The following is a 25,660-nucleotide window of genomic DNA, read 5'->3' on the forward strand; positions in this document are numbered from 1 at the left end:
ATGCCCGCCACCCCGCCCTCGGGCCGCTCCTCCCGCGCCGACCGCCGGAGCGCCCGCGCCGGCTCGACCGGCCGGCCCGGAGTCGCGACCACGGACTCCGTCGCGACGACGGCGCCGACACCGCCCCGCGATCGCCGCGCCTCCGCCGCCCGACGCCGCCGCAGCGCCCTGCGCACCGCGGTCGGCGTCGCCGGAGTCGTCCTCGCCGCGACCGCGGTCGTCCTGCCCCAGCTGCTCCCGCTGCCCGCCGCGACACGGGCCGCCGACGGCGTCGTCGTGACGCCCGTGGCCGCCGACAGCACCCTCGTCTGCGGCGGCGATCTGCTCGACGCGACGCAGCCGGAGGAGCTCCGCGCGTTCGAGGGCTCCGGCACCTCGGTGTGGCCCGACGACGTCGTCCAGAGCTCGACGGCCCTCGACGAGCCCGATCTGGCGGCGCCCGGCAGCGGAGTCACGGGTCTCCTCGTCCCCGCGGAGTCCGATCCGGTTCCCGGCGGAGCGACCACCCAGTCGATCGCGAACGAGACGGTGTCGGGCCTGAGCGCGCTCGGCTGCGCAGCGCCCTCGGCCGACAGCTGGATCGTCGGCGGATCGACCGACATCGGCTCCACCTCGGTGCTCGTTCTCGCGAACGCGAGCGAGGTCGCGGCCACCGTCGATCTGGCGCTCTACGGGGAGAACGGCCCCCTCGAGGCCACCGGCGCGTCCGGGATCGTCGTCCCTGCCGGAACGGTCCGCGCCCTGCCCCTGGCCGGTCTCGCTCCCGACGTCGTGCAGCCGGTGGTGCGGATGACCGCGCGCGGCGGGGAGATCGCGGCCAGCCTGCAGAGCACCGCCATCTCGGGACTGACCCCGGTCGGCATCGAGACCACCGCCCCCTCCGCGTCGCCGTCGACGCTGACCGTCATCTCGGGCTACCGCATCGCCTCGCCTCCCGCCGAGACGTCGAGCGACGACGGCAGCGGGGGAGCGGGCAGCCCCGTGCTGCGCATCCTCGCGCCCGGCGAGGCGGACAGCACCGTGTCGATCGAAGTGGCGAACGAGGATCCGAGCGGCGCGGGCACGTCGACGCAGGTCGTGGTGCCGGCGGGCCGGGTCGGGGAGGTGCCGCTGTCCGGACTCGCCGAGGGCTCCTACCGGATCACCCTGAACTCGGACGAGCCCGTCGTCGCCGCGGGGCGCACCACCTCGACCGGGACAGCCGGCACCGATTACGCCTGGTTCGCCTCCGGCACCTCGGTCTCGACGCCGTTCGGAGTGGCGAGCACCGGCGAGCCCGGCGCCCGCCTGCACCTCGCGAACGCGAGCGACACGACCGCTTCGGTCGTGCTGGACGCGGCGTCCGGCTCGCGCACCGTCGAGATCGGGCCCTACTCCTCCGTCACCGTCGATCAGGGCATCGACCAGCTCGTCGTCTCGAGCGATCAGCCCGTGCAGGCGTCGGTGTCGATCGCGAGCGACGGCAGGATCGCGGCCTACCCGATCGTGCCGCCCGGTCCGCTCTCGTCGCCGATCACGGTGTACTCGCACTAGGGCGGTCCGGGCCGCCGGGGTTCCGTCGACCGCGACGGCGATCTCGTGTTCGACAGGACCTAGAGGTGGCGGAAGCGGTCCGGGGAGATGTCCCACGGATCGCGGCCGAGCAGCTCCGCCACAGCGCGGAACACGTAGCTCTCGATGAGCAGCCGCTGGTGCTGGTCGTCGCGCCGGTGCAGCTTGGCCAGGCGCTCGATCGGAACGCGGTAGAGCGTGATGCGGCGCTCGGCGTGATCGACGCGCCAGCGGGCGATCCCGGTGGCCGCCAGGCGTGCCGGATCGACGTCGGGGGTGGCCGCGACATCGACGTGGATGCCCGCGAGCTCGTCCGGCCACGCGCCGCGGAGGTAGTCGATCGCGGAGCCGACCGTCAGCTCGAAGAAGTCGGTGCGGGTCTGCAGGAGGGGCAGGTGGGGCCCGGTGACCGGGCCGCGGATGCCGCGCCCGTGCCTGTCGCGGGATCCGCCCCGGGCCGAAGCCGCCTGACGGGCGGTGGAACGACGAGCACGGGGCATGCCTCCAGCCTATTGCTACTGTGGGCGCGATGAACGGACGGCAGTGCTCGCGGACGGGCTGCAGCGCCCCGGCCGTCGTCACGCTGACCTACGACTACGGCGACTCCCTCGTCGCGGTCGGCCCGCTCAGCCCCGCACCCGATCCGCACGGCTACGACCTGTGCGAGGAGCACGACCGGCGGCTCTCGGTGCCGGTCGGCTGGAGCGTGATCCGCTACCGCGAGCCGTCGATCGAGGGCTGATCCGTGCGCGGCGGGAAGCCCCGTGGCCCCGCCGAGAGCACGGGCGCCAGCCGCTCGAGGCGGTCGGCCGACAGGCGGAGGGCGCGCTCCTCGCGGGCGCGGCGCAGGGCGGCGACCGCCAGCAGGAAGTCCTCGGCCGGAGCCGCGGGCACCGGCGACACGAAGGCCGACGCCTCGTGGGCGAGGGAGGCGGCCAGCCGGGAGCGGGACGGCTCCGTCATGCCGCCGCGCTGCCGGAGGAACTGGGCGAGGCGGCGCGCGAGGGCGTCGGGCAGACGGGCGACGTCGGCGGTCGCCGCCCAGCCGAGGAGCGGAGCCGGGACCTCGGCCTGCAGCGGAGCCGCCGCGGGCACGCGCTCGAGCTGGCTGTGGGTGCCGGCGAGGACGTCGCCGAGGCGGCGGGAGCGGCGCGAGAGCAGCCCGACGACGGCGGCGAGACCGCCCGCCGTCATCACGATCTCGAGCACGGCGGTCAGGCCGCGCACGAGGGCGTGGCGGAACGAGATCGCACCACCGTCGTCGCGGACGACCCGGGCGCCGACGGCGAGCTTGCCGAGCGAGCGTCCGCGCGTGGCCGTCTCGACGACGACGGGGACGAGGACGAGGGAGGTCACGAGGGCGGCGACGCCGACCGCCGCGGTGGCCGACGCGTCGAGCCCGCCGTCGCCCGCGAGGACCGAGACCAGGTAGAAGAGCATGAGCGCGAGCAGGAGCTCGGCGATCAGATCGATGATCGCGCCGCACGCGCGCAGGACGAAGCTCGTGACGGGCACCTCGAGGGCGATCGCCTCGCCGGTGACCAGGCCGTCGTCGTCGTCCGCCCGATCGGTGCCCATGGCTATCATCTAAACAGATGGACATCGACGCTCTCTCGACCGCTCGTGCGGAGCACTGGCGCCGCCTGGACGAGCTCTCGCGCAAGCGCAGGCTGACCGGCGACGAGGCGGACGAGCTCGTCGAGCGGTACCAGTCCGCCTCCGCCGATCTCGCCGCGATCGCCTCCACGGCCGGCTCGACCGCCGCGGGCGCCAGGCTCGCGGTCTCGCTGTCGAGGGCGCGCGGTCGGCTCACCGGGACGGGCGAGGACCCGCTGGCGGCGGTCGCGCGTTTCGCGGTCGTGACGCTCCCCGCGGCGCTGCACCGACTCCGCTGGCTGACCCTCGCGGTCGCGCTCGCCACGGCGCTGATCGCGACCCTGTTCGCGGTGTGGATCCTCGGCGACGCACGGCTGCTGGCCTCGCTCGGCGACGACGAGCAGCTGCGGCGCTTCGCCGAGGACGACTTCGTCGACTACTACTCCGAGAACCCCGCCGCGTCCTTCGCCGGCCAGGTCTGGACCAACAACGCGTGGATCGCGGCGCAGTGCGTGGCCTTCGGGATCGTCGGCGTCTACGTGCCGTACATCATCCTGCAGAACGCGCAGAACCTGGGCACCTCCGTCGCCGTCATGTTCCACTACGGCGAGGGCGACACCTTCTTCCTCTACATCGCCCCGCACGGTCAGCTCGAGCTGACCGCGGTGTTCGTCGCCGCGGCGGCGGGACTGCGCATCTTCTGGGCCTGGATCGCGCCGGGAGCGCGCACGCGCGGGCAGGCCCTGGCCGAGGACGCGAGGAGCCTGTTCACCGTCGCGATCGGGCTGGTCTTCGTGCTGTTCGTCGCCGGGGTCATCGAGGGCTTCGTGACGCCGGCCCCGTGGCCGTGGTTCGTCAAGATCGGGATCGGCTCGGCGGCGCTGCTCGCCTTCCTCGCCTACATGATCGTGCTCGGCGGCCGTGCGGCGCGCGCGGGCGAGACCGGCGACCTCGACCGTGCGGCCCGCGGCTCCCGGAGCATCGCCGACGCCTGACGCGTTCTCAGAGCCGCCCGGCCGCCTTGAGCGCGAGGTAGCGGTCGGCGAGCGCCGGCGGGAGCTTCTCCGGAGTGCCGAGCACGACGTCGCCGCCGAGCCGGCGGACGGCGGCGGAGAGGCGGTCCGCGTCGCTCAGCGAGCGCTCCGCCGCCGCGGCGGTGTAGACGGCCGCGCGGTCGCTGCGATCGGCCGCCATCTCGACGAGCTCGGGATCCACGGCGCACGCCACGACGACCGTGTGGGTGCGGGTGAGCTGAGGGAGCACCGCGAGCAGGCCCTCGGACGCCCCGACCGAGTCCAGCGCGGTCAGGAGGACGACGAGCGAGCGCTGCGAGACCAGGGCGCGCAGCTGCGCGGGCACGGCCGACCAGTCGGTCTCGATCAGCTGGGGCTGCACCGGCGCCAGCGCGTCGACGACGCGGCCGAGCACCTCGCTGCCGGTGGCGCCGTGGACCCGTGCCCGACGGGTGCGGTCGAACGCGAGCACGTCGATCCGGTCGCCGGCACCGGCAGCCAGAGCCGACAGGAGCAGTGCCGCCTCGATCGCGGTGTCCAGCCGCGGCTCGTCCGCGATCCTGGCCGCGGAGGTGCGACCGGTGTCGAGCACGACGACCACCCGGCGGTCCCGCTCCGGGCGCCAGGTCCGCACGACGGGCTCGCGGCGGCGGGCGGTGGCCCTCCAGTCGAGGGAGCGGACGTCGTCGCCGCGGACGTACTCGCGGAGGCTGTCGAACTCGGTGCCCTGCCCGCGGATCATCACGCTCGTGCGGCCCTCGAGCTCACGCAGCCGGGCGAGGCGCGAGGGCAGGTGCCGGCGCGACCGGAACGGGGGGAGCACCCGCACCGTCGCGGGGGCCCAGCGCGTCGCCTGCCGCCCGGCGAGGCCGAGGACCCCGTTCGAGCGGACGGTCACGTGCAGCGCCCGGCGCTCGCCGCGCCTGCGCGGCTCGAGCACCGTCGTGACCGCGCGGCGCTCGCCAGGTGGCAGCCGGAGGGCGGTGCGGGTGCGCAGCGCCCCCGCGGACGGCTCCCAGGCGTCTCGGACGACGCCCGTGATGCGGCGACGGCCGGTGTTCGTGATCAGCAGCTCCGCCTCGGCGCGCTCACCGAGGCGGACCCGGTCGGGGACGCTCCGCTCCAGTACGATCGCGCGCGGCGACCCCGCGACGAGGAGGTCGATGCCGACCAGGACGCACCAGGCGAGCAGCCAGAGCGCGAGCACGACGACGGCGGCGTGCGCGCTCCCACCGAGCAGGACGACAGGCACGAGGCCGACGAGGAGGACGAGGACGGAGCGTCCGGTGAGGTGCACGGGTCAGACCGGGACCCGGACCTGCTGCAGGATGCCGCCGAGGACGGCCTCGGTGCGCACGCCCTCGAGCTCGGCCTCCGGCTGCAGCTGGATCCGGTGGCGCAGGACCGGCAGGACCATCGCCTGCACGTGGTCCGGAGTGATCGATCCGTAGCCGTTCAGCCAGGCCCAGGCGCGCGAGGCCGCCAGGAGCGCTGTCGAGCCGCGAGGGCTCACGCCGAGCTTCACGCTCGGGCTCTCGCGGGTGGCGCGGGCGATGTCGACGATGTAGCCCAGCACGTCGGGACCGGCCCCGACGCGGCGGACCGACTCCTGAGCGGCGCGCAGGCGGCCGGCGTCGAGCACCGGATGCACGCCGGCCGCGGCCAGGTCGCGCGGGTCGAAGCCCACGGCGTGGCGGGAGAGGACCTCGACCTCCACGTCGCGCGGCGGGATCTCGAGGACGAGCTTGAGCAGGAAGCGGTCGAGCTGCGCCTCGGGCAGCGCGTAGGTGCCCTCGTACTCGACCGGGTTCTGGGTGGCGGCGACGAGGAACGGATCGGGCAGCGCGAGGGTCCGCCCGTCGACGCTGACCTGGCGCTCCTCCATCGCCTCGAGCAGTGCGGCCTGGGTCTTGGGAGGGGTGCGGTTGATCTCGTCGGCCAGCAGGAGGTTCGTGAAGACCGGGCCCTCGCGGAACGCGAATCCGGAGGTCGAGGCGTCGTAGACGAGCGAGCCGGTGATGTCGCCGGGCATGAGGTCGGGGGTGAACTGCACGCGCCGCGTGTCCAGCCCGAGCGACAGCGACAGGGCGCGCACGAGCAGCGTCTTCGCGACTCCGGGGACGCCTTCGAGCAGCACGTGGCCGCCCGCGAGCAGGGCGATGAGCAGTCCCGAGACGGCGCCGTCCTGACCGACGACGGCGCGGCCGACCTCGGTGCGGACGCGGTCGAGCTCGCCGCGCAGCTCGTCGTCGGCGATCGGCGGGAGGGTGGAGTCGGTCATCGGAGAGGGCCTTCCTGTCGTCGGGCGGGGTGCGGAGTCGGAGCGAGGGCGGCGCGCACGGCGCTCTCGAGACGGAGGAGGTCGTCGGAGGCGCTGACGAGCGCGCGGTCGTCCGCGGGCGCGTCGTCGACGAGCAGGCGGCGCAGGGCGACCGGGTCGCGGCCGAGCCGGTCGGCGGCTCCCGTCACGATCTCGTCGACCCCGGCGGAGGCGGACAGGCCGAGCATCGAGGCGAGCCGCCGCAGGGTGCCGATGCGGAGCGCGTCGAGAGCGCGCAGCCGAGTCCCTCCGCGGGCGTAGAGGCGCGCGCGGCCGCGAGCGGTCTCGCTGGCGTGCACGACGACGGGCAGCGGCTCGACGGCGAGGGGACCGAAGCGGCGACCGCGCCACACCGCCGCGGCGACGCCCACTCCGAGGAGCAGGAGGATCGCGGGCGTGACCCATCCAGGGGCGAGATCGGCGGGATCGACGGCCGCTTCTCCGCGGAGGTCGTCGAGGCTCACGCGGTACCAGACGAGCCGGTCGCGGGCCCCTAGGAGGTTCAGGGCGAGCGCGGCCCGGCCGCCCTCGTCGACGGTGCTGTTGCGGAGGAGGGCCGCGTCGCCGACGACCGTGACGTCCGCTCCTCCGGGGCTCGTGCCCGAGACCAGGGCGTAGGCGTCGTCGCCGGAGGGGAAGCAGCCTGTCGCTCCGCCGTCGAGGAGCCGGTAGGTCTGGCCGCCCGAGGGGATGCTCTCGGCGCGCGCGGCGGCGGGCAGACTGCAGTCCGCGTCGAGATCGCCGCCGTCGAGGGGCGCCCCGGCGAAGGCGGCGCCGGGCAGGAGCGCCTCGAGGGCGTCGCCGGTCGGCTGCACCAGGACGATCGCGGCGGCGGCATCCTCGAGGTCCGCGTACTGGTCGGTGTCGAGCACGGCGTCGGAGTCGTCGACGAGAACGGTCGTTCCCGGGCCGGCCGCCGCGGTCGCGTCCTCGAGCACGTCCGCCCGGACCACGTCGACGCCCTGCTCGCGGAGGACCTGCGCCACCGCGCGCGCACCATCCGGAGCGGCGCTGTCGGGATCGAGGTCCGGCGCGAGGGACGGTGCTCCCGTCGCGAAGGTGAGCAGGAGGGTCCCGACCGCGACGAGGGCGAGGAGCACGGCCCAGAGGCGCCCCCGGCGCAGCAGCGCGCCGAGGGGGGGCGTCGACACCGTGTCGGTCGCGCTCACCGGCGGTCCGCCGTGCTCGAGAGCGGGTCGAGGGGAGCGGCCTCCCGGGCGAGCGAGTCGTCGAGCGCACGGATGCGCGCGTAGTCCTCAGTGCCGCCCGGACGGTCGAGGTACCGCACGCCGTCGAAGTCGTCCGCGGCGCGTCGGAGGGCCCCCGAGGCCGCGGGGAACACGGCCTGCGCGCGTCGGGCGAAGCCGTGCGCGGTCGTGCCCGGCGAGGCGCGCACGAGCGTCCGCTCGTCGAGAGCGCGGACGAGGGCCCGGAAGCGCTCGATCACCGCCTCGTCCCAGTCGCCGCGGGCGGCCGCCGCGTCGGCCAGCGCGCGGAGCTCGTCGGCCGACCGGCCGTCGTCCTCCGCGAGGACCGATCCGCGCACCGAGCTGCGTCGCCGCAGGCTCGGTCGCCCGGCGATCAGCAGGGCGGTGACCACGAGCGCCAGGACCACGAGCACCCCGATCACGGCGGCGATCGGGACGGCCGGTCCGTCGGTCGGGACGCTGAGCGACGTGAACCAGTCGCGGATCGCCTGCACGGCGCGATCGAACCAGCTCGGCTCCGCCGCGCGGTAGCGCGGATCCGCCAGCTCCTCGAGCAGGAGGCGGCGGGCCTCGCGGGCGTCGGGGTCGAGCGGAGCCGCGGCCAGGACGGCGCGGATCACCGCGGCGCCCGCTCCGGGGCGGGGAAGGGGTCCGGGCTGGGGAGCCCGGCGGCGCGGTCCTCGACATGCCGCATCAGCACGAGGTCGAAGCCCTCCCGCCGCATCCGGCGGTCGAGGTATGCGAGCCCGGTGACCGCGGCCTGCAGCACCGTGCCGACCGCTCCGATCACCAGTCCCACGGCGAGGGAGAGCAGCGTGACGACCAGGGACGCGACGATCTGCGCGTTCGGATCGGTCGGGGCGATCAGCGCGCCGCCGATCGGCACCAGCAGGCTGAGCGGAGTCGCGACGACCTGGCCCGCGACCTGCACGATGAGGAGCATCAGCGCCAGTGCGCCGAGGGTCCGCCAGAATCCGCCCGTCACGAGCCGCCACGACCGCGCGACCGCTCGACGCAACGGGAGGCGCTCGACGACGATGAGGCTGGGCACGAGGGCGAGCTTCGTGCCGAGCCAGACGCCGAGAGCGGTCGCCGCCGCCCCGGCGAAGAGCAGCACGAGGACCCCGCCGACGATCGCGCCGGCCCCCGCGTCCTGCGCGCCGACGACGAACAGGGGCACCGCAAGGGCGACCGCGACCAGGACGAGCAGCATCAGCCCGACGCCCTGGAGGACCGTCCAGCCGACCAGCGCCCAGAAGCGGCCCCGGAGGCGACCCAGCAGCTGCTTGAGGGTCGGACGCTCGCCCAGTACGGCGCGCGACACCTCGAGCACGACGACCCCCTGGACGAGGGCTCCCGTGGCGAGCGAGACGCCGAGAGGGATGAGCGCGGCCAGGATCACGATCGCGACGGCCCCGGCCCCGACGGCGTCCCGATCGGCGACGTCCGCCTGGTCGATCCGGCCGAGGGCGAGGAGGGCGACGACTCCGTAGATCACGAGGGCCAGCACCGAGCCGACGCCCTGGAGGAGGAGGGCGACGCCGAGGGTGGTGCGCGGGCTGCGGCGCAGCACCTGGAAGGGAGCGCCGAGGAGCGTGCCGAAGCCGAGCGGGCGCAGCGGGACGAGCCCGGGTCGCGGCGGCGGGGTCCAGCCCGCCGGAGCACCCGTCGGCTGCCAGGGACTCGACGGCGTCCACACCGGCGGAGCGACCGGAGCGGGAGGGATCGGCGCACCCGTCGGCGGGCCCGGAGCGTCCTGCACGGAGGCCGGGTCGGAGGGCTCCGCGGGCGGTGGCCAGTGAGCTGCGTCGGTCATCCCTCCCATGCTGTCACAGGCCCGTCGGCGGCTCCCGCCCGGCGTCCGGCCGAAGCCCGGGCGGACTCGGTTAGCCTGGAGCACATCCGCGGGTGCCCAGGGGGGTGAGCGCGAGAAGAGGACGAGGAAGACAGGCTGATGAGCGCGCGCATTCTGGTGGTCGACGACGATGCGGCCCTGGCCGAGATGATCGGCATCGTGCTGCGGGCGGAGGACTACGACGTCTCCTTCTGCGCCGACGGCTCCGGCGCCCTGGAGGCGTTCCGCCGGTCCCGCCCCGACCTCCTCCTGCTCGACCTGATGCTCCCGGGCATGGACGGCATCGAGGTCTGCCGGGCGGTCCGTGCCGAGTCCGGCGTGCCGATCATCATGCTCACCGCGAAGTCCGACACCTCGGACGTCGTGCAGGGCCTCGAGTCCGGTGCGGACGACTACATGGTCAAGCCCTTCGACCCGAAGGAGCTCGTCGCGCGGATCAAGACCCGCCTGCGGCCCGCGCAGGTCGCGGCGAACGCCGTTCTCCAGGTCGGGGATCTGAGCCTGGACGTCGCCGGTCACGAGGTGCGCCGCGGCGACACCCGCATCGGCCTGACGCCCCTCGAGTTCGACCTCCTGCTCGCGCTGGCCTCCAAGCCCCAGCAGGTCTTCACCCGCGAGATGCTGCTCGAGCAGGTGTGGGGCTACCACTACAAGGCCGACACCCGCCTCGTGAACGTGCACGTGCAGCGCCTGCGCGCGAAGGTCGAGAAGGATCCGGACGACCCCCGGATCGTGATGACGGTGCGCGGCGTCGGCTACCGCGCCGGCGCCGTCCTGCCGGCCTGACCGTGTCCCTCGCGCGCCGCTTCCCGGTCTCCGGCGTCCGCCGGTGGCCCCGTCGCGTGCTGCGCGCCTGGAGGCGCTCGCTGCAGTTCCGCGCGGTCGCGATCACGGTGCTGCTCAGCGGAGTGGCGATCGGCTCGACCGGCGCGTACCTGTCGTACAGCATCAGCGACAACCTCTTCCAGTCGCGGCTGACGCAGGTCACGGGGGACACCTCCCGCGCCACCCGCGCCGCGCAGGGCTACCTCGACGCCGCCACGGTCTCGACCCGGCAGGACATGGAGGAGGTGATGAGCTCGGTCCGCACCGCGATCCGGGACGCGTCCTCCTCCGCGCTCATCGCGATCGTGCGCTCCCCGGACCAGGACGCGTCCTCGCTCGCGCCGCAGGACATCTACAACCGCGAGCTGCAGGACGGCGTCATCAGCCCCGACCTCCGCGAGCGGGTGCAGGCGGGCTCCGAGGGGCAGTACTGGCAGTCCGTGACGCTCGACGCGGACGGCCAGGAGCAGCCGGGCATCCTGGTCGGCTCGACCCTCGAGCTGCCCAGCTCCGCCGGGCGGTACGAGCTCTACATCGGCTACTCGCTCGCCGACGCCGAGCGCACCCTGCAGTTCGTGCAGCAGGTGCTGAACATCGCCGGCCTCCTCCTGATCCTGCTGATCGGGGCCGTGAGCTACGTCGTCGTCCGCCTCGTGGTCGCTCCCGTGCGCGTCGCGGCGCTGACGAGCCAGCGGCTCGCCGCCGGCGACAGGGACGTGCGCATGCCGGAGAAGGGCGAGGACGTGATCGCGACGCTCGCCCGCTCCTTCAACGGCATGGCCGACAGCCTGCAGGAGCAGATCAGCGAGCTCGCGACTCTGAGCCGCGTCCAGCAGCGGTTCGTCTCGGACGTCTCCCACGAGCTGCGCACGCCGCTCACGACGATGAGGCTCGCCGGCGACGTCCTCTACGACCAGCGCGAGGGCTTCCCTCCGGTCGCCGAGCGCACGGTCGAGCTGCTGCACGGACAGATCGCCCGCTTCGAGAGCCTGCTCGCCGACCTCCTCGAGATCTCGCGGCACGACGCCGGATCGGCCGAGCTCGAGCTCGAGCCGGTGAACCTGGTGCGCCTGGCGAGCGAGGAGATCGACGGCATGCGCGGGATCGCCGAGGCGAACGGCTCCGTGCTGACCCTGTCCGCGCCCGGCGGCTACTTCGACGCCGACATGGACGCGCGCCGCATCCGCCGCATCGTCCGCAACCTCCTCGGCAACGCGATCGAGCACGGCGACGGCCGCGAGATCGTCGTCACCGTCGACAGCAACGCGACGGCGGTCGCCCTGGCCGTCCGCGACTACGGTCACGGGATGAGCTCGGAGGAGGTCGTGCGGGTCTTCGACCGGTTCTGGCGCGCGGACCCCTCCCGCAAGCGCACGCTGGGAGGGACGGGGCTGGGCATGTCCATCGCCCAGGAGGACACGGCCCTGCACCACGGCTGGCTGCAGGTCTGGTCGATGCCCGACCGCGGAGCGTGCTTCCGCCTGACCATCCCGCGCCGGCGCGGCGAGCGGATCGACTCCTCGCCGCTGCCCCTCCCGCCCGTGGACGCGGGGGAGCAGGCCTTCACCGGTCCGATCGTGATGCCCCCGCTGCCCGAGGCCGTGCCGTGAGCCGGCGGAGCCTCCGGGCGCTCGCCGGAGCCGCGGCCCTGCTGCTCGCGCTTGTCGGCTGCGCGGGCATCCCGCGCGACGGCGACGTGGGCGTCGGGCGACCGGACGCCGCGCCGCAGGACCTCCAATACGACTTCCTGCCCTCGGGGCCGGCGATGGGCGCCTCGCAGCGCGAGATCCTCACCGGCTTCATCGACGCGGCGTCCAGCCCGCAGAGCAACTACAAGATCGCCCGGGAGTTCCTCTCCTCTGGGGCCGACTGGACGCCAAGCGAGCACGTCACGGTGGACGAGGGCCAGCGCTCGCCCGCACAGCAGTCGGCGTCGACGCTGACGCTGTCGATCACGCCGGTCGCCGAGGTCGATGCGACGGGCGTCTACACCGAGGTCTCGTCGACGACGGCGCTGAGCCTCGACTACGGCTTCGTCCAGGAGGAAGGGGAGTGGCGCATCAGCGCGCCGCCCAGCGGCGTCGTCATCGACCGCACCACCTTCGAGCAGGTCTTCTCGACCCACGCGCTGTACTACTTCGATCCGTCCTACACGTACCTCGTGCCGGACCTCCGCTGGTTCGCGTCGCGCGCCGACAGCTCGACGAGCACCACGATCGTCACCGAGCTCCTGCGCGGCCCCACGCCCTGGCTGAGCGACTCCGGAGCCGTCGCCTCGGCGTTCCCGACCGGCACGGCGCTCGCCGCCGAGACCGTCCCGGTCGAGTCGCAGCAGGCCGTGGTCGATCTGAACTCCGCCGCCCTCGAGGCCGACGAGCGCCAGTGGCGCCTCATGCGCCTCCAGCTCAGCCGCAGCCTCGCCTCGGTCTCGAACGTGACCGGCGTGACCCTCTCGGTCGAGCAGAACCCGATCGAGGTGCCCGTCGAGGTGAGCGGACTGCCGATCAGTCCACGCGTCGACACCCGCCCGCTGGTCCTCACGGACGAGGCGTTCGGCTTCCTCGGCTCTGCCGGCCTGACCGAGACGGCGGTGTCGGACCGGGTGCGCGCGCTCTCGCCGCGAGCCGTCGCCCTCGGCGAGCAGCGGGGCGCCGACTCCGAGGCCGCCGCTGCGGTGCTGTCGGCCGCGGGGGTCTCGCTCGTCGCTCCGGATCAGGCGGACGTCCTCCTGGACGCCCGCGCCGGGCTGACCGCGCCGGCCATCGATCCCTTCGGCTACGTGTGGTCGGTGCCGTCGGCGGCGCCCAACCAGCTCGTCGCGTACTCGCCCGACGGCACGGAGTCGTTCCAGATCGCGACGGCGTGGTCCGAGATCGAGACGATCGCCTCGCTCTCGGTCTCGAGGGACGGCACCCGGATGCTCGCCCTGGTGCAGGACGGCGAGCAGGCGTCCGTCCTCGTGGCCGGGATCTCGCGCTCCGGCGGCGGCGACCCGGTGGCCGTCGGCGAGCCCGTCGTCCTCGCCTCGACCCTCGGCACCGCGGTGACGGCGGGCTGGACCGACGAGCTCGACGTGGTCTCGGTCGTCCGCGGCTCCACAGGAGAGGACGTCGTCACCCTCCACCAGCTCGGCGGAGGAGCGACACCCCTCGGGACGACGAGCGGAGCGACGCAGATCGCGGCCGGCAACGCGACCACGCAGATCCGGATCCTCGCCGAGGGCGGGGAGCTGCGCCAGCAGCGCGGCTCCGCGTGGCAGACGATCGCGACGGACGTCCGGCTCCTCGCGACACAGACCGGAATGGGGTCCTGAGGCTCCTCCCCAGGACGATCCGCGACCGACTCCGGCACTCGGCGTGTCCTGCCGGTCCGCTGCCGACCAAGCTCGGCGCATGCTCCGCGACTCCCTCCTCGACGCCCTGGCGGTCCTGCTCCCGGTCGACTGCCCCGCCTGCGGCCGCCCGGTGGTGCGCGTGCCGTGCGACGACTGCGCCGAAGCCCTCGCCGCCCTCCCGACGCCCCCGGTGCGCCTTCTCGGGCCGCCGGGGCGCCCGCTCGTCGTGACCTCCGGCGCTCCGTACACCGGGGTCGTGCGCCGACTGGTGGTCGCCCTGAAGGAGGAGGGCCGGAGCGACGCCGCCGGTGCGCTCGCCGCCCGGCTGCGCCCGGCCCTCGCGCACGCGCTCGACGGCCGCGCGGCGACGCTCGTCGCCCCTCCGGGCTCGCACGGCCGCCGGATGAGGCGCGGGTACGATCCCGTCGACCTCCTCGTCCGCGGCTGCGGCGGGAAGGTCGCGCGTCCGATCACGCGCACGCGTCGCTCCGTGGACCAGGTGGGCCTCGACCGGCGCGAGCGCAGCGGCAACCTCGACGGCGCGTTCGCGGCGCGCCACCGCCTCGACGGGCTCGAAGCGGTCCTCGTCGACGACGTGGTCACGTCGGGCGCGACGCTCCTCGAGCTCCGGCGCGCCGTCGAGGCGGCGGGCGGAACAGTACGCGGCGCCGTCGCTCTGGGCGCCACCGGGCTGCGGCGGTCGCCGGATCGTCGGGAGACTCCCGGGAACTCCGCACGCGTCTTCCGATGAACGTCCGGTGACACTTCGGTGACCGGGGACTACGGTGGGCTCCACGGCGTGAACGGTCCGCCCGGAGAAAGGCGGCACGCCGTACTCGACTGGGAGGTTGTCATGGACATCGACATCACAGGACGCAACTTGGGCATCACCGATCGCTTCCGCGCGTACGCGACGGAGAAGTCGGAGAAGGTGGCCCACCTCGCCGACCGGGCGCTCGCGCTCGAGATCAGGGCGAGCCGCCACAGCGAGTCGAAGGGGGCGAGCGGTGGCGACCGCGTCGAGCTCACCTTGATCGGCAAGGGGCCCGTGGTGCGGGCCGAGGCCGACGGAGCGGACAAGTACGCGGCGTTCGACGTGGCCCTCGGGCGGCTCCTCGAACGCGTGAGACGAGCCAAGGATCGCAAGAAGGTCCATCGAGGCCAGCACCGGCCCACGTCGTTGCGCGACGCGGCGGCCGCGGACTTCAGCGGAGTCGGCATCCAGCCGGCCGACGCCGCCGTCCTCCAGGCCGTCAGCACCGGGGTGATCCCGGTGCAGACCGCCCCCGCCGAGGCGGTGGACGACGTCGAGGAGGAGCCGTACTGCCCCGTCGTCATCCGCAAGAAGGTCTTCGCCTCCGTCTCGATGAGCGTCGACGACGCCGTCGACTACATGGAGCTCGTCGGACACGACTTCTACCTGTTCATCGACGCCGACTCCGGACGCCCGAGCGTGGTCTACCGCCGGAAGGGCTGGGACTACGGAGTGATCTCCCTCGGCGACGAGGCCGACGAGCTCGCGGAGCAGACCGCGGTCTAGGTCCTCGCGGTCCTCGGACGGGTCCCGGTGCGTGCAGCGCCGGGGCCCGTCCTCGTGCGCGGACCCGTGCGTCCGCCGAGGGCGGACGCGTCCGACGATCCGCGCCCGGCGGTCCGCGACTAGGCTGGTCGCGGTCCGCGCTCTGGCGCCGGGCGCCTGCCTTCTACGTTTTGGAGTACCCCGTGGCCTCAGTTCTCGAAAAGGTCCTTCGCGTCGGGGAGGGGCGGATCCTCCGCCGCCTCGAGAACTACGCGAAAGCCGTCAACGCCCTCGAAGAGGACTTCACGCACCTCAGCGACGAGGAGCTGAAGAACGAGACCGTCGAGCTGCGCGAGCGCTACTCGAACGGCGAATCGCTCGACGACCTGCTCCCGGAGGCGTTCGCCGCCGTCCGCGAGGCGTCCCGCCGCACCCTAGGCCTCCGCCACTTCGACGTGCAGCTGATGGGCGGCGCGGGCCTGCACCTCGGCAACATCGCCGAGATGAAGACCGGTGAGGGCAAGACCCTCGTGGCCACGCTCCCCGCCTACCTCAACGCCATCGCCAGCCGCGGCGTCCACATCGTCACGGTCAACGACTTCCTCGCGTCCTACCAGTCGGAGCTCATGGGCCGCGTGTTCCGCGCGCTCGGCATGACGACCGGCGTGATCCTCTCGGGCCAGACCCCGGAGCAGCGCCGCGAGCAGTACGCGGCCGACATCACCTACGGCACGAACAACGAGTTCGGCTTCGACTACCTGCGCGACAACATGGCGTGGCAGGCCCAGGACATGGTGCAGCGCGGCCACTTCTTCGCGATCGTCGACGAGGTCGACTCGATCCTCATCGACGAGGCGCGCACGCCGCTGATCATCTCCGGCCCGGCATCGGGCGAGGCGAACCGCTGGTTCTCGGAGTTCGCGGGGCTGGCCAAGCGCCTCGTCGAGGGCGAGGACTACGAGGTCGACGAGAAGAAGCGCACCGTCGGCGTCCTCGAGCCCGGCATCGAGAAGGTCGAGGACTACCTCGGCATCGACAACCTGTACGAGTCGGCCAACACCCCGCTGATCTCGTTCCTGAACAACTCGATCAAGGCCCGCGCCCTGTTCAAGAAGGACAAGGACTACGTCGTGCTGAACGGCGAGGTCATGATCGTCGACGAGCACACCGGCCGCATCCTCGCCGGGCGCCGCTACAACGAGGGCATCCACCAGGCGATCGAGGCGAAGGAGGGCGTGCAGGTCAAGGCCGAGAACCAGACCCTCGCGACCGTCACGCTGCAGAACTACTTCCGCCTCTACTCCAAGCTCTCGGGCATGACCGGAACCGCCGAGACCGAGGCGTCGGAGTTCATGGCGACCTACAAGCTCGGCGTCGTCCCGATCCCCACGAACCGCAAGATGCAGCGCATCGACAACCCCGACCTCGTCTACAAGAACGAGCAGGTGAAGTTCGCGCAGGTCGTCGAGGACATCGCCGAGCGCCACGAGAAGGGCCAGCCCGTCCTCGTCGGCACGACGAGCGTCGAGAAGAGCGAGTACCTCTCGCGCCTGCTCGCCAAGAAGGGCGTGCGGCACGAGGTGCTGAACGCGAAGAACCACGCGCGGGAGGCGGCCATCGTCGCCCAGGCCGGCCGCCTCGGCGCCGTCACCGTCGCGACGAACATGGCCGGTCGAGGCACTGACGTGATGCTCGGCGGCAACGCCGAGTTCCTCGCCGTCGCCGAGATGACCGCCAAGGGCCTCAGCCCCGTCGACACCCCGGACGAGTACGAGGCCGCCTGGGACGACGTCTTCAAGGGCGTCAAGGCGAAGGTCGCCGAGGAGGCCGAGAAGGTCCAGGCCGCCGGCGGTCTCTACGTGCTCGGCACCGAGCGCCACGAGTCCCGTCGCATCGACAACCAGCTCCGAGGCCGCTCGGGCCGTCAGGGCGACCCCGGCGAGAGCCGCTTCTACCTGTCGCTGACCGACGACCTGATGCGCCTGTTCAACTCGGGCGCCGCCGAGGCCCTCATGGGTCGCGGCAACGTGCCGGACGACATCGCGATCGAGTCGAAGGTGGTCTCGCGGGCGATCCGCAGCGCGCAGTCGCAGGTCGAGGCGCGCAACGCCGAGATCCGCAAGAACGTCCTGAAGTACGACGACGTCCTGAACCGCCAGCGCGAGGCGATCTACTCCGACCGCCGTCACATCCTCGAGGGCGACGATCTGCACGAGCGCACGCAGAAGTTCCTCGTCGACGTGATCGACGAGATCCTCGACGTGCACACCGGCCAGGGCAACGGCGACGACTGGGACTTCGACGCCCTCTGGACCGAGCTCAAGACGCTCTACCCGATCAGCCTCACGATCGACGAGGTCGTGCAGGAGGCGGGCAGCCGCGGCCGCATCAACAAGGAGTTCATGCGCCGCGAGATCCTCTCGGACGCGAAGCTCGCCTACCAGCGCCGCGAGGATCAGCTGGGCTCGCCTGCGATGCGCGAGCTCGAGCGCCGCGTCGTGCTGTCCGTCATCGACCGCCGCTGGCGCGACCACCTCTACGAGATGGACTACCTGAAGGACGGCATCGGCCTGCGCGCGATGGCGCAGCGCGATCCTCTGGTCGAGTACCAGCGCGAGGGCTTCGCCCTGTTCCAGCAGATGATGGGGCAGATCCGCGAGGAGACCGTCGGCTTCCTGTTCAACCTCGAGGTCGAGGTCACCCAGAAGCAGGGCGAGGTCGCCGGAGTCGCCGCCAAGGGTCTCGCGCAGCCCGTCGCCCCGGTCGAGAAGCTCAGCTACTCGGCTCCGAGCGACTCGGGCGGAGTCGAGGTCCGGAACCAGCGCGGCCAGGTGCAGCAGGCGGCCACCGCCAAGGCCCGCGCCGCCGAGGCCCGCGCGGCGCTGCCCGAGGGCGAGGAGGAGGACGCCTCCACCACCGGCGCCTTCGGCCGGCAGACGCCGAGCGAGGACGACACCCCCGCCAACCGCCAGGAGCGCCGCGCGCAGTCCAAGCGCCGCTGACGCCCGTTCCGCAGGCCCCGTCTCCCGCTTCGGCGGGGGCGGGGCCTGCGGCGTTCTCGGTCGCGGATCCGCGGCTCGCGTGCCCCGCCCGCGCCGAGGCGCCGGTCACAGCACGTTCACGGCGGTGGCGCGCCACCGCGCATCCATGCCTTCCAGGCGGATCGCGACGGCGCGGGTGCGCACGCGGTTGTGCACGAGGACGACCGCTTCGACGACACCGTCGCGCGGCTCCGACATCACGACCCGGCCGACGGTGAACGGGATCCGGTGCGTCGGCCGCTTCTGCAGGCTCCTCGCGCGGGACGCCAGCACGACGCGCTTCTGCAGATGCCGGTAGACGTCGTCGGTCAGCCAGCGGGCGATCTGGTCGATCTCACGGGAGCCCGCGAGGATCTCGACGACCAGCAACGTGAGCCGCGCGAGGATCGGCTCCGGGTCCGGCAGCTCCGCTCGCGTCGCGGGCTGAGCGGCGAAGAACGCGACAGTCGGCCGTCCCGCGGCGCCGGCCTCGAGAGGAAGGGAGCGGTAGTCGAAGGAGTGCGAGGGGCGGCTCATGCGGAGTGCTCCAGTGGCTGAACGAGCGATCCATGGGTCGGGTCACCTTTCTGCTCGGGCGGGTGCGGGTCGCGCTCAGGGTCAGACGCGGGGGACGACCCATCGAAGCAGTCGAGACATGCTCACCATCGTCCCGGTCGCGCCACTGTGGATAAGCAGGCGCGCAACGCGGCTTGTGAGGTGATTCCGAGGCCCCGGCTCACCCGTTCGGGGTGGCCCTGAACGACCGCTTAGGCTGGTCGTCGTGTCGACCCTCAGTGATCTCGTCCTCGCCCACGGCCGCTCCACGGACGCGGACGTCGAATGGCTGCACCTGCTGGTCGGCGACCTGCAGCTGCTCGCGGATCTGGCGTTCGCCGACATCGTCCTGTGGGTGCCGACCGCCGACGACAGCTTCGTCGCGGTCGCCCACGCGCGACCCTCCAGCGCGGCGACCCTCTTCTACCGCGACTTCGTCGGTCAGCGCATCAAGTCGGAGTGGCGGGCGCAGGTCGTCGAGGCGTTCGAGACCGCCCGCATCGTCGACACGTCCGCCCCGGACTGGTTCGAGGAGACCCCGACGCGCGTGCGCGCCGTGCCGGTCATCCGCCGCCTGGGCGCCTCGAACCCCGAGACCACCGAACGCCCGATCGCGGTGCTCACCCGGCACACCAACCTCAGCGAGACGCGCACGCCCAGTCGCCAGGAGCTGACCTTCAACGACTGCGCGAACGACCTGTTCTCGATGATCGCGTCGGGCGACTTCCCCGACCTCGGCGCCCCCACCGGACCGCGGCGCGGCGCCCCGCGCGCCTCCGACGGCCTCATCCGACTCGACGTCGACGGCGTGACGACCTTCGCGAGCCCCAACGCGCTCTCGGCGTTCAACCGCATCGGCTTCGCCGACGAGCTCGAGGGGGAGTCGCTGGCGGAGGTCACGACGAGCCTCATCCAGGGCAAGCTCGTCATCGACGAATCCCTGCCGCTCGTCGTCACCGGGCGGGCTCCCTGGCGCACCGACATCGAGGCGCGCGGAGTGACCGTGTCGCTGCGCGCGATCCCGATCCGCGATCGGGGCGAGCGGGTCGGCGCGGTCGTCCTCTGCCGCGACGTCACGGAGCTGCGCCACCAGGAGCGCGAGCTCATCACCAAGGACGCGACCATCCGCGAGATCCACCACCGGGTGAAGAACAACCTGCAGACCGTCGCGTCCCTGCTGCGGATCCAGGCCCGCCGCACGCACTCGGACCTCGCCCGCGAGGCGCTCACCCAGGCGATGCGCCGAGTGGCGGCGATCGCGGTCGTGCACGACACCCTCTCGGAGGGCCTCAACCAGGACGTCGACTTCGACGCCGTCTTCGACCGCGTGCTGATGCTGATCGCCGAGGTGGCGTCGACGCACAACACCACGGTGCACCCCAAGCTCAGTGGAAGCTTCGGGAACCTGCCCAGCGAGTACGCGACTCCGCTCGCCCTGGCGCTGACCGAGCTCGTCACGAACGCGGTCGAGCACGGGCTGGCCGGCCGCGAGGGCGATGTCGAGATCGTCGCCACGCGCAGCGAGGACGTGCTGACGGTCAAGGTGCGCGACACCGGCGTGGGCCTGCCCGAGGGCAAGGTCGGCTCGGGGCTCGGCACCCAGATCGTGCGCACGCTCATCCAGGGCGAGCTCGGCGGCACCATCGACTGGCACACGCTCGTCGGGCGCGGCACCGAGGTGACCATCGAGATGCCGCTGCGCTGGCTCGCCCGCCCGCGCGACTGACTCCGGGAACAGGACGACCCCCGTCGCCGGGAGGCGAGCGGGGGTCGGGAACTGCGGGCCGCGGTGCGGCCGGTGCGTCTAGGAGGCGCGGCGGGCGCGGGCGGCGCGGCGCTTGAGTGCGCGGCGCTCGTCCTCGCTGAGTCCGCCCCACACGCCCGAGTCCTGGCCGGTCTCGAGGGCGTACTGGAGGCAGACCTCGGTGACGGTGCAGCGGGCGCACACCGACTTGGCCTTCTCGATCTGGTCGACGGCGGGCCCGGTGTTCCCGACGGGGAAGAAAAGCTCGGGGTCAGCGGTGAGGCAAGCGGCCTTGTCGCGCCAGTCCATGCAGGTGCTCCTTGTGTGAAGGCGTGCGTGGAGGAACCACGCAGTGTTCGGGTGAGATGATCGAGTCACGCCGATGATCGAGTTCGGAGGCGGAGGATCAGGGCGCACTCACCGGCGCACGCCACGAGGCCTCACGCGGCTGCGCAAGGCGGTTCGGGGTGGTGGACGGGGTGACGCCCGTTTCATCCGGACGAGCTCACCCGTGTCGCGATCGGGCCTCGCGGCTCGACAGGATCGGGTTGTTCACATCTGCGGAAACCCACGACCCTGTGAGCGGTGAAACGAACTCAAGTAGCCTCTCATGGTGGCTCACCCGAATCAAGAGTCCAGGATGGGATGTGGCTGTGATGATCGACGCGAACACGCCTCCGACCGGCCCGAAGAGCGCGCGGCACCCCCTCGGGCTGCTCCTCCTCATCGCGATCCTGGCCCTCGAGACCCTGGCCCTGGCCGTGCTCGCGGGGTGGCTGCTGGTCGAGCTGCTGACCACGCGCTCCGACACTCCGGGCGGCGGCATCGCGATCGTGGTGCTGGGGCTCATCGCCCTCGGCTGGGCCGCCGCGACCACGCTCGGGGCGATCCGGCGCCGGAGCTGGATGCGCGGTTCCGCGCTGACTCTGCAGCTCGTGCAGATGGCCGTCGCACTCGGCGCGTTCCAAGGCCAGTACGCCGTCCCGGACATCGGCTGGGCGCTCCTGGGCCCGGCCCTCGTCGCCGCGGTCACGATCTTCCTCCCGAGCGTCGTGGCGGCGACCCGGCGCGAGGCCGTCTAGCGCCTTCCCGGGCACGGCTGCCAGGCTGGGGAGTCCCTGCTCTCGACGCGAAGGCCTCACCATGCATCACACCCGTCTCGGCTCCAGCGGCCTCCAGGTCTCGGCCGTCGTCCTCGGCTGCATGAGCTACGGCGTCTCCGAGCGGGGCGCTCACGCGTGGAGCATGGGGGAGGAGGAGTCCCGGCCGTTCCTGCGCCGCGCGCTCGAGTTGGGCATCACCACGTTCGACACCGCCGACGTCTACTCCGACGGTACGAGCGAGGAGATCGTGGGTCGCGCGCTGGCCGACTTCGCGGTCCGCGAGGAGGTCGTCATCGCGACCAAGGTGCACGGCCGCATGCGCCCCGGCCCCAACGGCGGCGGGCTCTCGCGCCGCCACATCCTCAGCGCTATCGACGACAGTCTCCGCCGACTCGGCACGGACTACGTCGACCTCTACCAGATCCACCGCTGGGACCCCGAGACGCCGATCGAGGAGACGATGGAGACGCTCCACGACGTCGTGCGCTCCGGCAAGGCACGTTACATCGGAGCGTCGAGCATGTGGGCGTGGCAGTTCGCGAAGGCGCAGTACACGGCCGATCTCGGCGGCTGGACGCGCTTCGTGTCGATGCAGGACCAGTACAACCTGATCCAGCGCGAGGACGAGCGCGAGCTGCACCCCTTCTGCCTCGATCAGGGCGTCGGAGTGATCCCGTGGTCGCCGCTCGCGCGCGGCCGCCTCACCCGCGACTGGGACGAGACGACGGGACGTACCGAGACCGACCTCTACGGCAAGACGCTCTACCACCAGCAGGAGGACTCCGACCGGCGGACCGCGGCGACGGTCGCGCGCCTCGCCGAGGAGCGCGGAGTGTCCCGCGCGCAGATCGCCCTCGCCTGGGTGCGGCAGCAGCAGGCCGTGACCGCCCCGATCGTCGGAGCGACGAAGATGCACCACCTCGACGACGCAGTGGCCTCGGTCGACCTCGAGCTGAGCGCCGAGGAGCTGAGCGCCCTCGGCGCCGACTACGCCCCGCGCTCCAACGAGGGCTTCTGAGCCCCGCTCAGGCGAGCTCGAGCTTCTTGCGCAGCGCCTGCACGTGGCCGGTGGCGCGGACGTTGTACTGCGCGAACTCCAGCTCGCCCTCGGCGCCCACGACGAACGTCGAGCGCAGCACGCCGACGATCGTCTTCCCGTAGGAGTTCTTCTCGCCCCAGACGCCGTAGGCGCGGTGCACGGCCATGTCGGGATCGCTCAGCAGCGGGTAGTCGAGGTGCTGCTCGTCCGCCCAGCGGCGCAGCGCCTCCGGGGTGTCGCGCGAGACTCCGAGGATCTCGTAGCCCTGCGAGCGGAGCGACGACACGCTGTCGCGGAAGTCGCAGGCCTCGGTCGTGCAGCCGGGGGTGTCGGCCTGCGGGTAGAAGAAGACGATCACGCGCGTGCCGCGGTACGAGGCCAGAGCGACGGGCGTCCCGTCCTGGTCCGGCAGGGTGAAGTCCGGAGCGGTGTCGCCCGCGGCGAGCCTCTCGTCGGCGGGGATCGGGGGGAGGGCGGTGCTCGTCATCGTCTGCTTCCGTCGGTCGGGGCGAAGGTGGTCAGGAGTCGCTGCAGCGAGTCGAGGCGCTCGGGGCCGCTCGCGCCGAGCAGGCCCTTCTCGACGGCTTCGACGATCGCGCAGTCGGGGGAGTCGGGGAGGTGGGTGCAGCCGCGCGGGCAGTCCTCCGCGAGGACGGCGAGGGTGGTGAACGCTCCGAGGATGTTGTCGGTGTTCACGTGGCCCAGGCCGAACGAGCGGACTCCAGGGGTGTCGATGACCCAGCCGTGCCGGTCGTCGCGCTCGACGCGCAGCGAGACGGTGGAGGAGGAGGTGTGGCGCCCCCGGCCGGTGACCGTGTTCACGTGGCCGGTGGCGCGGTGCGCGTCGGGCACCAGCTTGTTCACGAGGGTCGACTTGCCGACTCCGGAGTGGCCCACGACGACGGTCTCGTGCCCGAGCAGCGCTTCGGCGATCTCGTCGACCGGGGGCTCGTCCTGGCTCGAGAGGAACACGCGCAGGTCCAGGCCCTCGAAGTTCTTCAGGAACGGCCCGGGATCGGCGAGATCGGTCTTGGTGATGCAGAGCATCGGCGTGATGCCCGCGTCGAACGCGGCCACGAGGTAGCGGTCGACGAGACGCGTGCGCGGCTCGGGGTCGGCGGCGGCCACGACGCAGAGCATCTGGTCGGCGTTCGCGACGATCACGCGCTCGATGGCGTCGGTGTCGTCGGCGCTGCGGCGCAGCAGCGTCGAGCGGTCGCGGATCCGGACGATGCGGGCGAGCGTGCCCTCGTCACCCGTCGTGTCGCCGACCACGTCGACCCGATCGCCGGCGACGATCGCCTGGCGACGCAGCTCGCGGGCGCGGGCCGCGGTGAACTCGTGCTCCTCGGGAGTGCCGTCGCCGATCATCACGGTGTAGCGGCCGCGGTCGACCCCGAGGACCATCGCGATCTCGGCGTCCTCGTAGCTGGGCCGGTTCTTGGTGCGCGGCTTGGTGCCCTTGGGGTTCGGCCGGACCCGGGCGTCCGACTCGTCGTAGCCGTCGAAGTCGTCGAGGACGCCGTCGGCGTCCAAACCGCTGTCGGTCCACCAGGACACGGCTAGACCGACCCCGCCAGTGCGCGCCACAGCTCGGGGAACTGCGGGAGGGTCTTGGACGTCGTCGCGATGTCCTCGATGACCACTCCGGGGACGGCGAGGGCGATGATGGCCCCGGCGTGCGCCATGCGGTGGTCGGAGTAGGTGCGCCAGCGACCGCCGTGCAGCGTCGCGGGCTCGATCCGCAGGCCGTCCTCGAGCTCGGTGACGGAGCCGCCGAGACCTGTGATCTCGGCCGCGAGGGCGGCGAGGCGATCGGTCTCGTGGTGGCGGATGTGGCCGATCCCGGTGAGCGTGCTCGGAGTCGACGCGAGCGCGGCCAGGGCGGCCAGCGCCGGAGCGAGCTCGCCCCCCTCCGACAGGTCGAGGTCGACGCCGAGGATCTCGTCGCCGCCGGTGACGACGAGGTCGCCGCCGTCGCGCTCGACGCTCGCGCCGAAGAGGGGGAGGAAGCGCTCGAGGTGTGCGCCGACCTGCGTCGTGGTCTCGGGCCAGTTGCGCAGGCGCACGCGGCCGCCGGTGACGAGAGCGGCGGCGAGGAACGGCGCGGCGTTCGAGAGGTCGGGCTCGAGCAGGACGTCGGCGCCGGAGATCTCCTGGTGCTGGACGGTCCACTCACCGGGAGCGGGGGTGCCGACGACGACGCCGCGGGCCGCGAGGGAGGCGATCGTCATGTCGATGTGCGGCTGGCTGGGGAGCCGCTCTCCGACGTGGCGCAGGTGCAGGCCCTCGTCGAAGCGGGCGCCGGTGAGCAGGAGCGCCGACACGAACTGGCTCGAACGGGAGGCGTCGACGGTGACCGCGCCGCCGCGGACGGATCCCGAGCCGTGCACCGTGAAGGGGAGGGAGCCCCGTCCGTCGTCGGCCACGTCGACGCCGAGCGAGCGGAGCGACGCGATGGTCGCGCCCATCGGGCGCTTGTAGGCGTAGGCGTCGCCGTCGAAGGTGGTCGGGCCCAGGGCGAGACCCGCGATCGGCGGCACGAAGCGCATGACCGTGCCCGCGAGTCCGCAGTCGATCGTCGTGGAGCCGAGCAGCTCCTCCGCGGGCTCGACCACGAGGTCGGCGCCGAACGCGCCGGTGGCGCCCGACTCGCGGACGCCGGTGCCGAGCGACCGGAGCGCCTCGATCATCAGAGCGCTGTCGCGCGAGTGCAGCGGAGCGCGCAGGGTCGACGGGGACGACGCCAGCGCCGAGAGCACGAGCTCGCGGTTCGTCAGCGACTTCGAGCCGGGGAGCTCGACGAACGCGTCGAGCGGCCCGGCCGCCGTGGGCGCGGACCAGTCGTCCTCTCCGGGGAGCGCGCGGGCGTCGCCGTACGGATCGAACTCGGGAGCGGAATAACGCGAGAAGACCATCGGTTATCAGGATAGTCGGCAGCGGAGGAACGGAGGCGGAGCATGGCGTCAGCATCAGCG

At 72.9% G+C, this 25,660-nt stretch carries 24 protein-coding genes; 12 read left to right on the forward strand and 12 right to left on the reverse strand.

Going from position 1 to position 25,660, the window contains the following annotated elements; genetic code table 11:
• A complete protein-coding gene (locus ASF48_RS06555) occupies positions 1-1,533 on the forward strand; it encodes a DUF5719 family protein (RefSeq protein WP_055788183.1) in 1,533 nt (510 codons plus the stop codon).
• Between the two features lie 59 nt (positions 1,534-1,592).
• On the opposite strand, the gene ASF48_RS06560 is transcribed toward ASF48_RS06555, so the two are convergent.
• Positions 1,593-2,051, reverse strand: a complete 459-nt coding sequence (locus tag ASF48_RS06560) for a metallopeptidase family protein (RefSeq protein WP_055788187.1) — start codon at positions 2,049-2,051, stop codon at positions 1,593-1,595.
• Positions 2,052-2,080: 29 nt separating this feature from the next.
• Between ASF48_RS06560 and ASF48_RS06565 the strand changes: the two genes are divergently transcribed.
• Positions 2,081-2,293, forward strand: coding sequence for a DUF3499 family protein (locus ASF48_RS06565; protein WP_055789065.1), 213 nt, complete (start codon positions 2,081-2,083; stop codon positions 2,291-2,293).
• Here ASF48_RS06565 and ASF48_RS06570 read toward each other — a convergent pair.
• Positions 2,266-3,129: an RDD family protein gene (locus ASF48_RS06570; RefSeq protein WP_200930971.1), complete on the reverse strand. Its 864-nt coding sequence runs from the start codon at positions 3,127-3,129 to the stop codon at positions 2,266-2,268. The two genes, ASF48_RS06565 and ASF48_RS06570, sit on opposite strands and share 28 nt — an antisense overlap.
• Positions 3,130-3,146: 17 nt before the next feature.
• Here ASF48_RS06570 and ASF48_RS06575 point away from each other — a divergent pair, with 17 nt between their 5' ends.
• Positions 3,147-4,142 carry a stage II sporulation protein M gene (locus ASF48_RS06575; RefSeq protein WP_055788194.1) on the forward strand — a complete coding sequence of 332 codons (996 nt, stop codon included), beginning with the start codon at positions 3,147-3,149 and terminating at the stop codon, positions 4,140-4,142.
• 7 nt (positions 4,143-4,149) lie between these two features.
• Here the strand turns inward: ASF48_RS06575 and ASF48_RS06580 are convergent, their stop codons facing one another.
• From ASF48_RS06580 to ASF48_RS19640, 5 genes are read right to left on the reverse strand one after another with little or no spacing between them, the layout of a single operon-like run.
• Positions 4,150-5,457 carry a DUF58 domain-containing protein gene (locus ASF48_RS06580; RefSeq protein ID WP_055788197.1) on the reverse strand — a complete coding sequence of 436 codons (1,308 nt, stop codon included), beginning with the start codon at positions 5,455-5,457 and terminating at the stop codon, positions 4,150-4,152.
• Positions 5,458-5,460: 3 nt separating this feature from the next.
• Positions 5,461-6,441 (reverse strand): AAA family ATPase, encoded by a 981-nt coding sequence (locus tag ASF48_RS06585; RefSeq protein ID WP_082481027.1) that lies wholly within the window; start codon positions 6,439-6,441, stop codon positions 5,461-5,463.
• Positions 6,438-7,649 carry a DUF4350 domain-containing protein gene (locus tag ASF48_RS06590; RefSeq protein WP_055788200.1) on the reverse strand — a complete coding sequence of 404 codons (1,212 nt, stop codon included), beginning with the start codon at positions 7,647-7,649 and terminating at the stop codon, positions 6,438-6,440. Before ASF48_RS06590 ends, ASF48_RS06585 begins: the two co-directional genes overlap by 4 nt.
• The gene (locus ASF48_RS19635; protein WP_055788204.1) at positions 7,646-8,308 is read right to left on the reverse strand and encodes a DUF4129 domain-containing protein; all 663 of its coding nucleotides are present in this window, start codon (positions 8,306-8,308) and stop codon (positions 7,646-7,648) included. The genes ASF48_RS06590 and ASF48_RS19635 overlap by 4 nt, the downstream gene beginning before the upstream one ends.
• Positions 8,305-9,504 (reverse strand): hypothetical protein, encoded by a 1,200-nt coding sequence (locus ASF48_RS19640; protein WP_162238024.1) that lies wholly within the window; start codon positions 9,502-9,504, stop codon positions 8,305-8,307. The genes ASF48_RS19635 and ASF48_RS19640 overlap by 4 nt, the downstream gene beginning before the upstream one ends.
• 138 nt (positions 9,505-9,642) lie before the next feature.
• On the opposite strand from ASF48_RS19640, the gene mtrA reads away from it, so the two are divergent.
• From mtrA to secA, 6 genes are all read left to right on the forward strand, one after another.
• Entirely contained in the window at positions 9,643-10,329 is a 687-nt protein-coding gene (gene mtrA, locus ASF48_RS06605; protein WP_055788207.1) for an MtrAB system response regulator MtrA, read from the forward strand.
• Between the two features lie 2 nt (positions 10,330-10,331).
• Positions 10,332-11,978: an MtrAB system histidine kinase MtrB gene (mtrB, locus tag ASF48_RS06610; protein ID WP_055788210.1), complete on the forward strand. Its 1,647-nt coding sequence runs from the start codon at positions 10,332-10,334 to the stop codon at positions 11,976-11,978.
• The gene (locus tag ASF48_RS06615; RefSeq protein WP_055788215.1) at positions 11,975-13,681 is read left to right on the forward strand and encodes an LpqB family beta-propeller domain-containing protein; all 1,707 of its coding nucleotides are present in this window, start codon (positions 11,975-11,977) and stop codon (positions 13,679-13,681) included. The genes mtrB and ASF48_RS06615 overlap by 4 nt, the downstream gene beginning before the upstream one ends.
• A gap of 79 nt (positions 13,682-13,760) precedes the next feature.
• Positions 13,761-14,453, forward strand: a complete 693-nt coding sequence (locus ASF48_RS06620; protein ID WP_055788218.1) for a ComF family protein — start codon at positions 13,761-13,763, stop codon at positions 14,451-14,453.
• Between the two features lie 102 nt (positions 14,454-14,555).
• Complete coding sequence (gene hpf / locus ASF48_RS06625) at positions 14,556-15,242, forward strand: ribosome hibernation-promoting factor, HPF/YfiA family (protein WP_055788221.1); 687 nt, start codon at positions 14,556-14,558, stop codon at positions 15,240-15,242.
• Positions 15,243-15,424: 182 nt separating this feature from the next.
• Positions 15,425-18,223 carry a preprotein translocase subunit SecA gene (gene secA / locus ASF48_RS06630; protein WP_055788225.1) on the forward strand — a complete coding sequence of 933 codons (2,799 nt, stop codon included), beginning with the start codon at positions 15,425-15,427 and terminating at the stop codon, positions 18,221-18,223.
• Between the two features lie 105 nt (positions 18,224-18,328).
• Here secA and ASF48_RS06635 read toward each other — a convergent pair whose 3' ends face one another.
• A complete protein-coding gene (locus ASF48_RS06635) occupies positions 18,329-18,778 on the reverse strand; it encodes an Rv3235 family protein (RefSeq protein ID WP_230671506.1) in 450 nt (149 codons plus the stop codon).
• Positions 18,779-19,022: 244 nt separating this feature from the next.
• On the opposite strand from ASF48_RS06635, the gene ASF48_RS06640 reads away from it, so the two are divergent.
• Positions 19,023-20,522, forward strand: a complete 1,500-nt coding sequence (locus ASF48_RS06640) for a sensor histidine kinase (protein ID WP_055788228.1) — start codon at positions 19,023-19,025, stop codon at positions 20,520-20,522.
• Between the two features lie 78 nt (positions 20,523-20,600).
• On the opposite strand, the gene ASF48_RS06645 is transcribed toward ASF48_RS06640, so the two are convergent.
• Positions 20,601-20,849 (reverse strand): WhiB family transcriptional regulator, encoded by a 249-nt coding sequence (locus ASF48_RS06645; RefSeq protein ID WP_055788231.1) that lies wholly within the window; start codon positions 20,847-20,849, stop codon positions 20,601-20,603.
• Positions 20,850-21,187: 338 nt separating this feature from the next.
• On the opposite strand from ASF48_RS06645, the gene ASF48_RS06650 reads away from it, so the two are divergent.
• Entirely contained in the window at positions 21,188-21,622 is a 435-nt protein-coding gene (locus ASF48_RS06650) for a hypothetical protein (protein WP_442965559.1), read from the forward strand.
• 61 nt (positions 21,623-21,683) lie between these two features.
• Positions 21,684-22,661, forward strand: coding sequence for an aldo/keto reductase (locus ASF48_RS06655; protein ID WP_055788238.1), 978 nt, complete (start codon positions 21,684-21,686; stop codon positions 22,659-22,661).
• Positions 22,662-22,668: 7 nt separating this feature from the next.
• On the opposite strand, the gene bcp is transcribed toward ASF48_RS06655, so the two are convergent.
• From bcp to aroA, 3 genes are read right to left on the reverse strand one after another with little or no spacing between them, the layout of a single operon-like run.
• Positions 22,669-23,169 (reverse strand): thioredoxin-dependent thiol peroxidase, encoded by a 501-nt coding sequence (gene bcp, locus ASF48_RS06660; RefSeq protein ID WP_055788242.1) that lies wholly within the window; start codon positions 23,167-23,169, stop codon positions 22,669-22,671.
• The gene (gene rsgA, locus ASF48_RS06665; RefSeq protein ID WP_082481028.1) at positions 23,166-24,242 is read right to left on the reverse strand and encodes a ribosome small subunit-dependent GTPase A; all 1,077 of its coding nucleotides are present in this window, start codon (positions 24,240-24,242) and stop codon (positions 23,166-23,168) included. Before rsgA ends, bcp begins: the two co-directional genes overlap by 4 nt.
• Positions 24,243-24,244: 2 nt before the next feature.
• The gene (gene aroA, locus ASF48_RS06670) at positions 24,245-25,600 is read right to left on the reverse strand and encodes a 3-phosphoshikimate 1-carboxyvinyltransferase (RefSeq protein WP_055788248.1); all 1,356 of its coding nucleotides are present in this window, start codon (positions 25,598-25,600) and stop codon (positions 24,245-24,247) included.
• Positions 25,601-25,660: the final 60 nt, after the last annotated feature.

The organism is Rathayibacter sp. Leaf299 (genome assembly GCF_001423055.1).
GTDB classification, from domain to species: Bacteria; Actinomycetota; Actinomycetes; order Actinomycetales; family Microbacteriaceae; genus Rathayibacter; species Rathayibacter caricis.

What these genes read in the sequence shown, in the direction of transcription:
- ASF48_RS06645 (WP_055788231.1), bottom strand. Translation starts at nt 20,849, where the DNA reads ATGGACTGGCGCGACAAGGCCGCTTGCCTCACCGCTGACCCCGAGCTT.
- hpf (WP_055788221.1), top strand. Translation starts at nt 14,556, where the DNA reads ATGGACATCGACATCACAGGACGCAACTTGGGCATCACCGATCGCTTC.
- ASF48_RS06575 (WP_055788194.1), top strand. Translation starts at nt 3,147, where the DNA reads ATGGACATCGACGCTCTCTCGACCGCTCGTGCGGAGCACTGGCGCCGC.
- bcp (WP_055788242.1), bottom strand. Translation starts at nt 23,169, where the DNA reads ATGACGAGCACCGCCCTCCCCCCGATCCCCGCCGACGAGAGGCTCGCC.
- aroA (WP_055788248.1), bottom strand. Translation starts at nt 25,600, where the DNA reads ATGGTCTTCTCGCGTTATTCCGCTCCCGAGTTCGATCCGTACGGCGAC.
- ASF48_RS06655 (WP_055788238.1), top strand. Translation starts at nt 21,684, where the DNA reads ATGCATCACACCCGTCTCGGCTCCAGCGGCCTCCAGGTCTCGGCCGTC.
- ASF48_RS06620 (WP_055788218.1), top strand. Translation starts at nt 13,761, where the DNA reads ATGCTCCGCGACTCCCTCCTCGACGCCCTGGCGGTCCTGCTCCCGGTC.
- ASF48_RS19640 (WP_162238024.1), bottom strand. Translation starts at nt 9,504, where the DNA reads ATGACCGACGCAGCTCACTGGCCACCGCCCGCGGAGCCCTCCGACCCG.
- ASF48_RS06555 (WP_055788183.1), top strand. Translation starts at nt 1, where the DNA reads ATGCCCGCCACCCCGCCCTCGGGCCGCTCCTCCCGCGCCGACCGCCGG.
- ASF48_RS06560 (WP_055788187.1), bottom strand. Translation starts at nt 2,051, where the DNA reads ATGCCCCGTGCTCGTCGTTCCACCGCCCGTCAGGCGGCTTCGGCCCGG.
- ASF48_RS06565 (WP_055789065.1), top strand. Translation starts at nt 2,081, where the DNA reads ATGAACGGACGGCAGTGCTCGCGGACGGGCTGCAGCGCCCCGGCCGTC.
- mtrA (WP_055788207.1), top strand. Translation starts at nt 9,643, where the DNA reads ATGAGCGCGCGCATTCTGGTGGTCGACGACGATGCGGCCCTGGCCGAG.
- ASF48_RS06635 (WP_230671506.1), bottom strand. Translation starts at nt 18,778, where the DNA reads ATGAGCCGCCCCTCGCACTCCTTCGACTACCGCTCCCTTCCTCTCGAG.
- ASF48_RS06585 (WP_082481027.1), bottom strand. Translation starts at nt 6,441, where the DNA reads ATGACCGACTCCACCCTCCCGCCGATCGCCGACGACGAGCTGCGCGGC.
- ASF48_RS06570 (WP_200930971.1), bottom strand. Translation starts at nt 3,129, where the DNA reads ATGGGCACCGATCGGGCGGACGACGACGACGGCCTGGTCACCGGCGAG.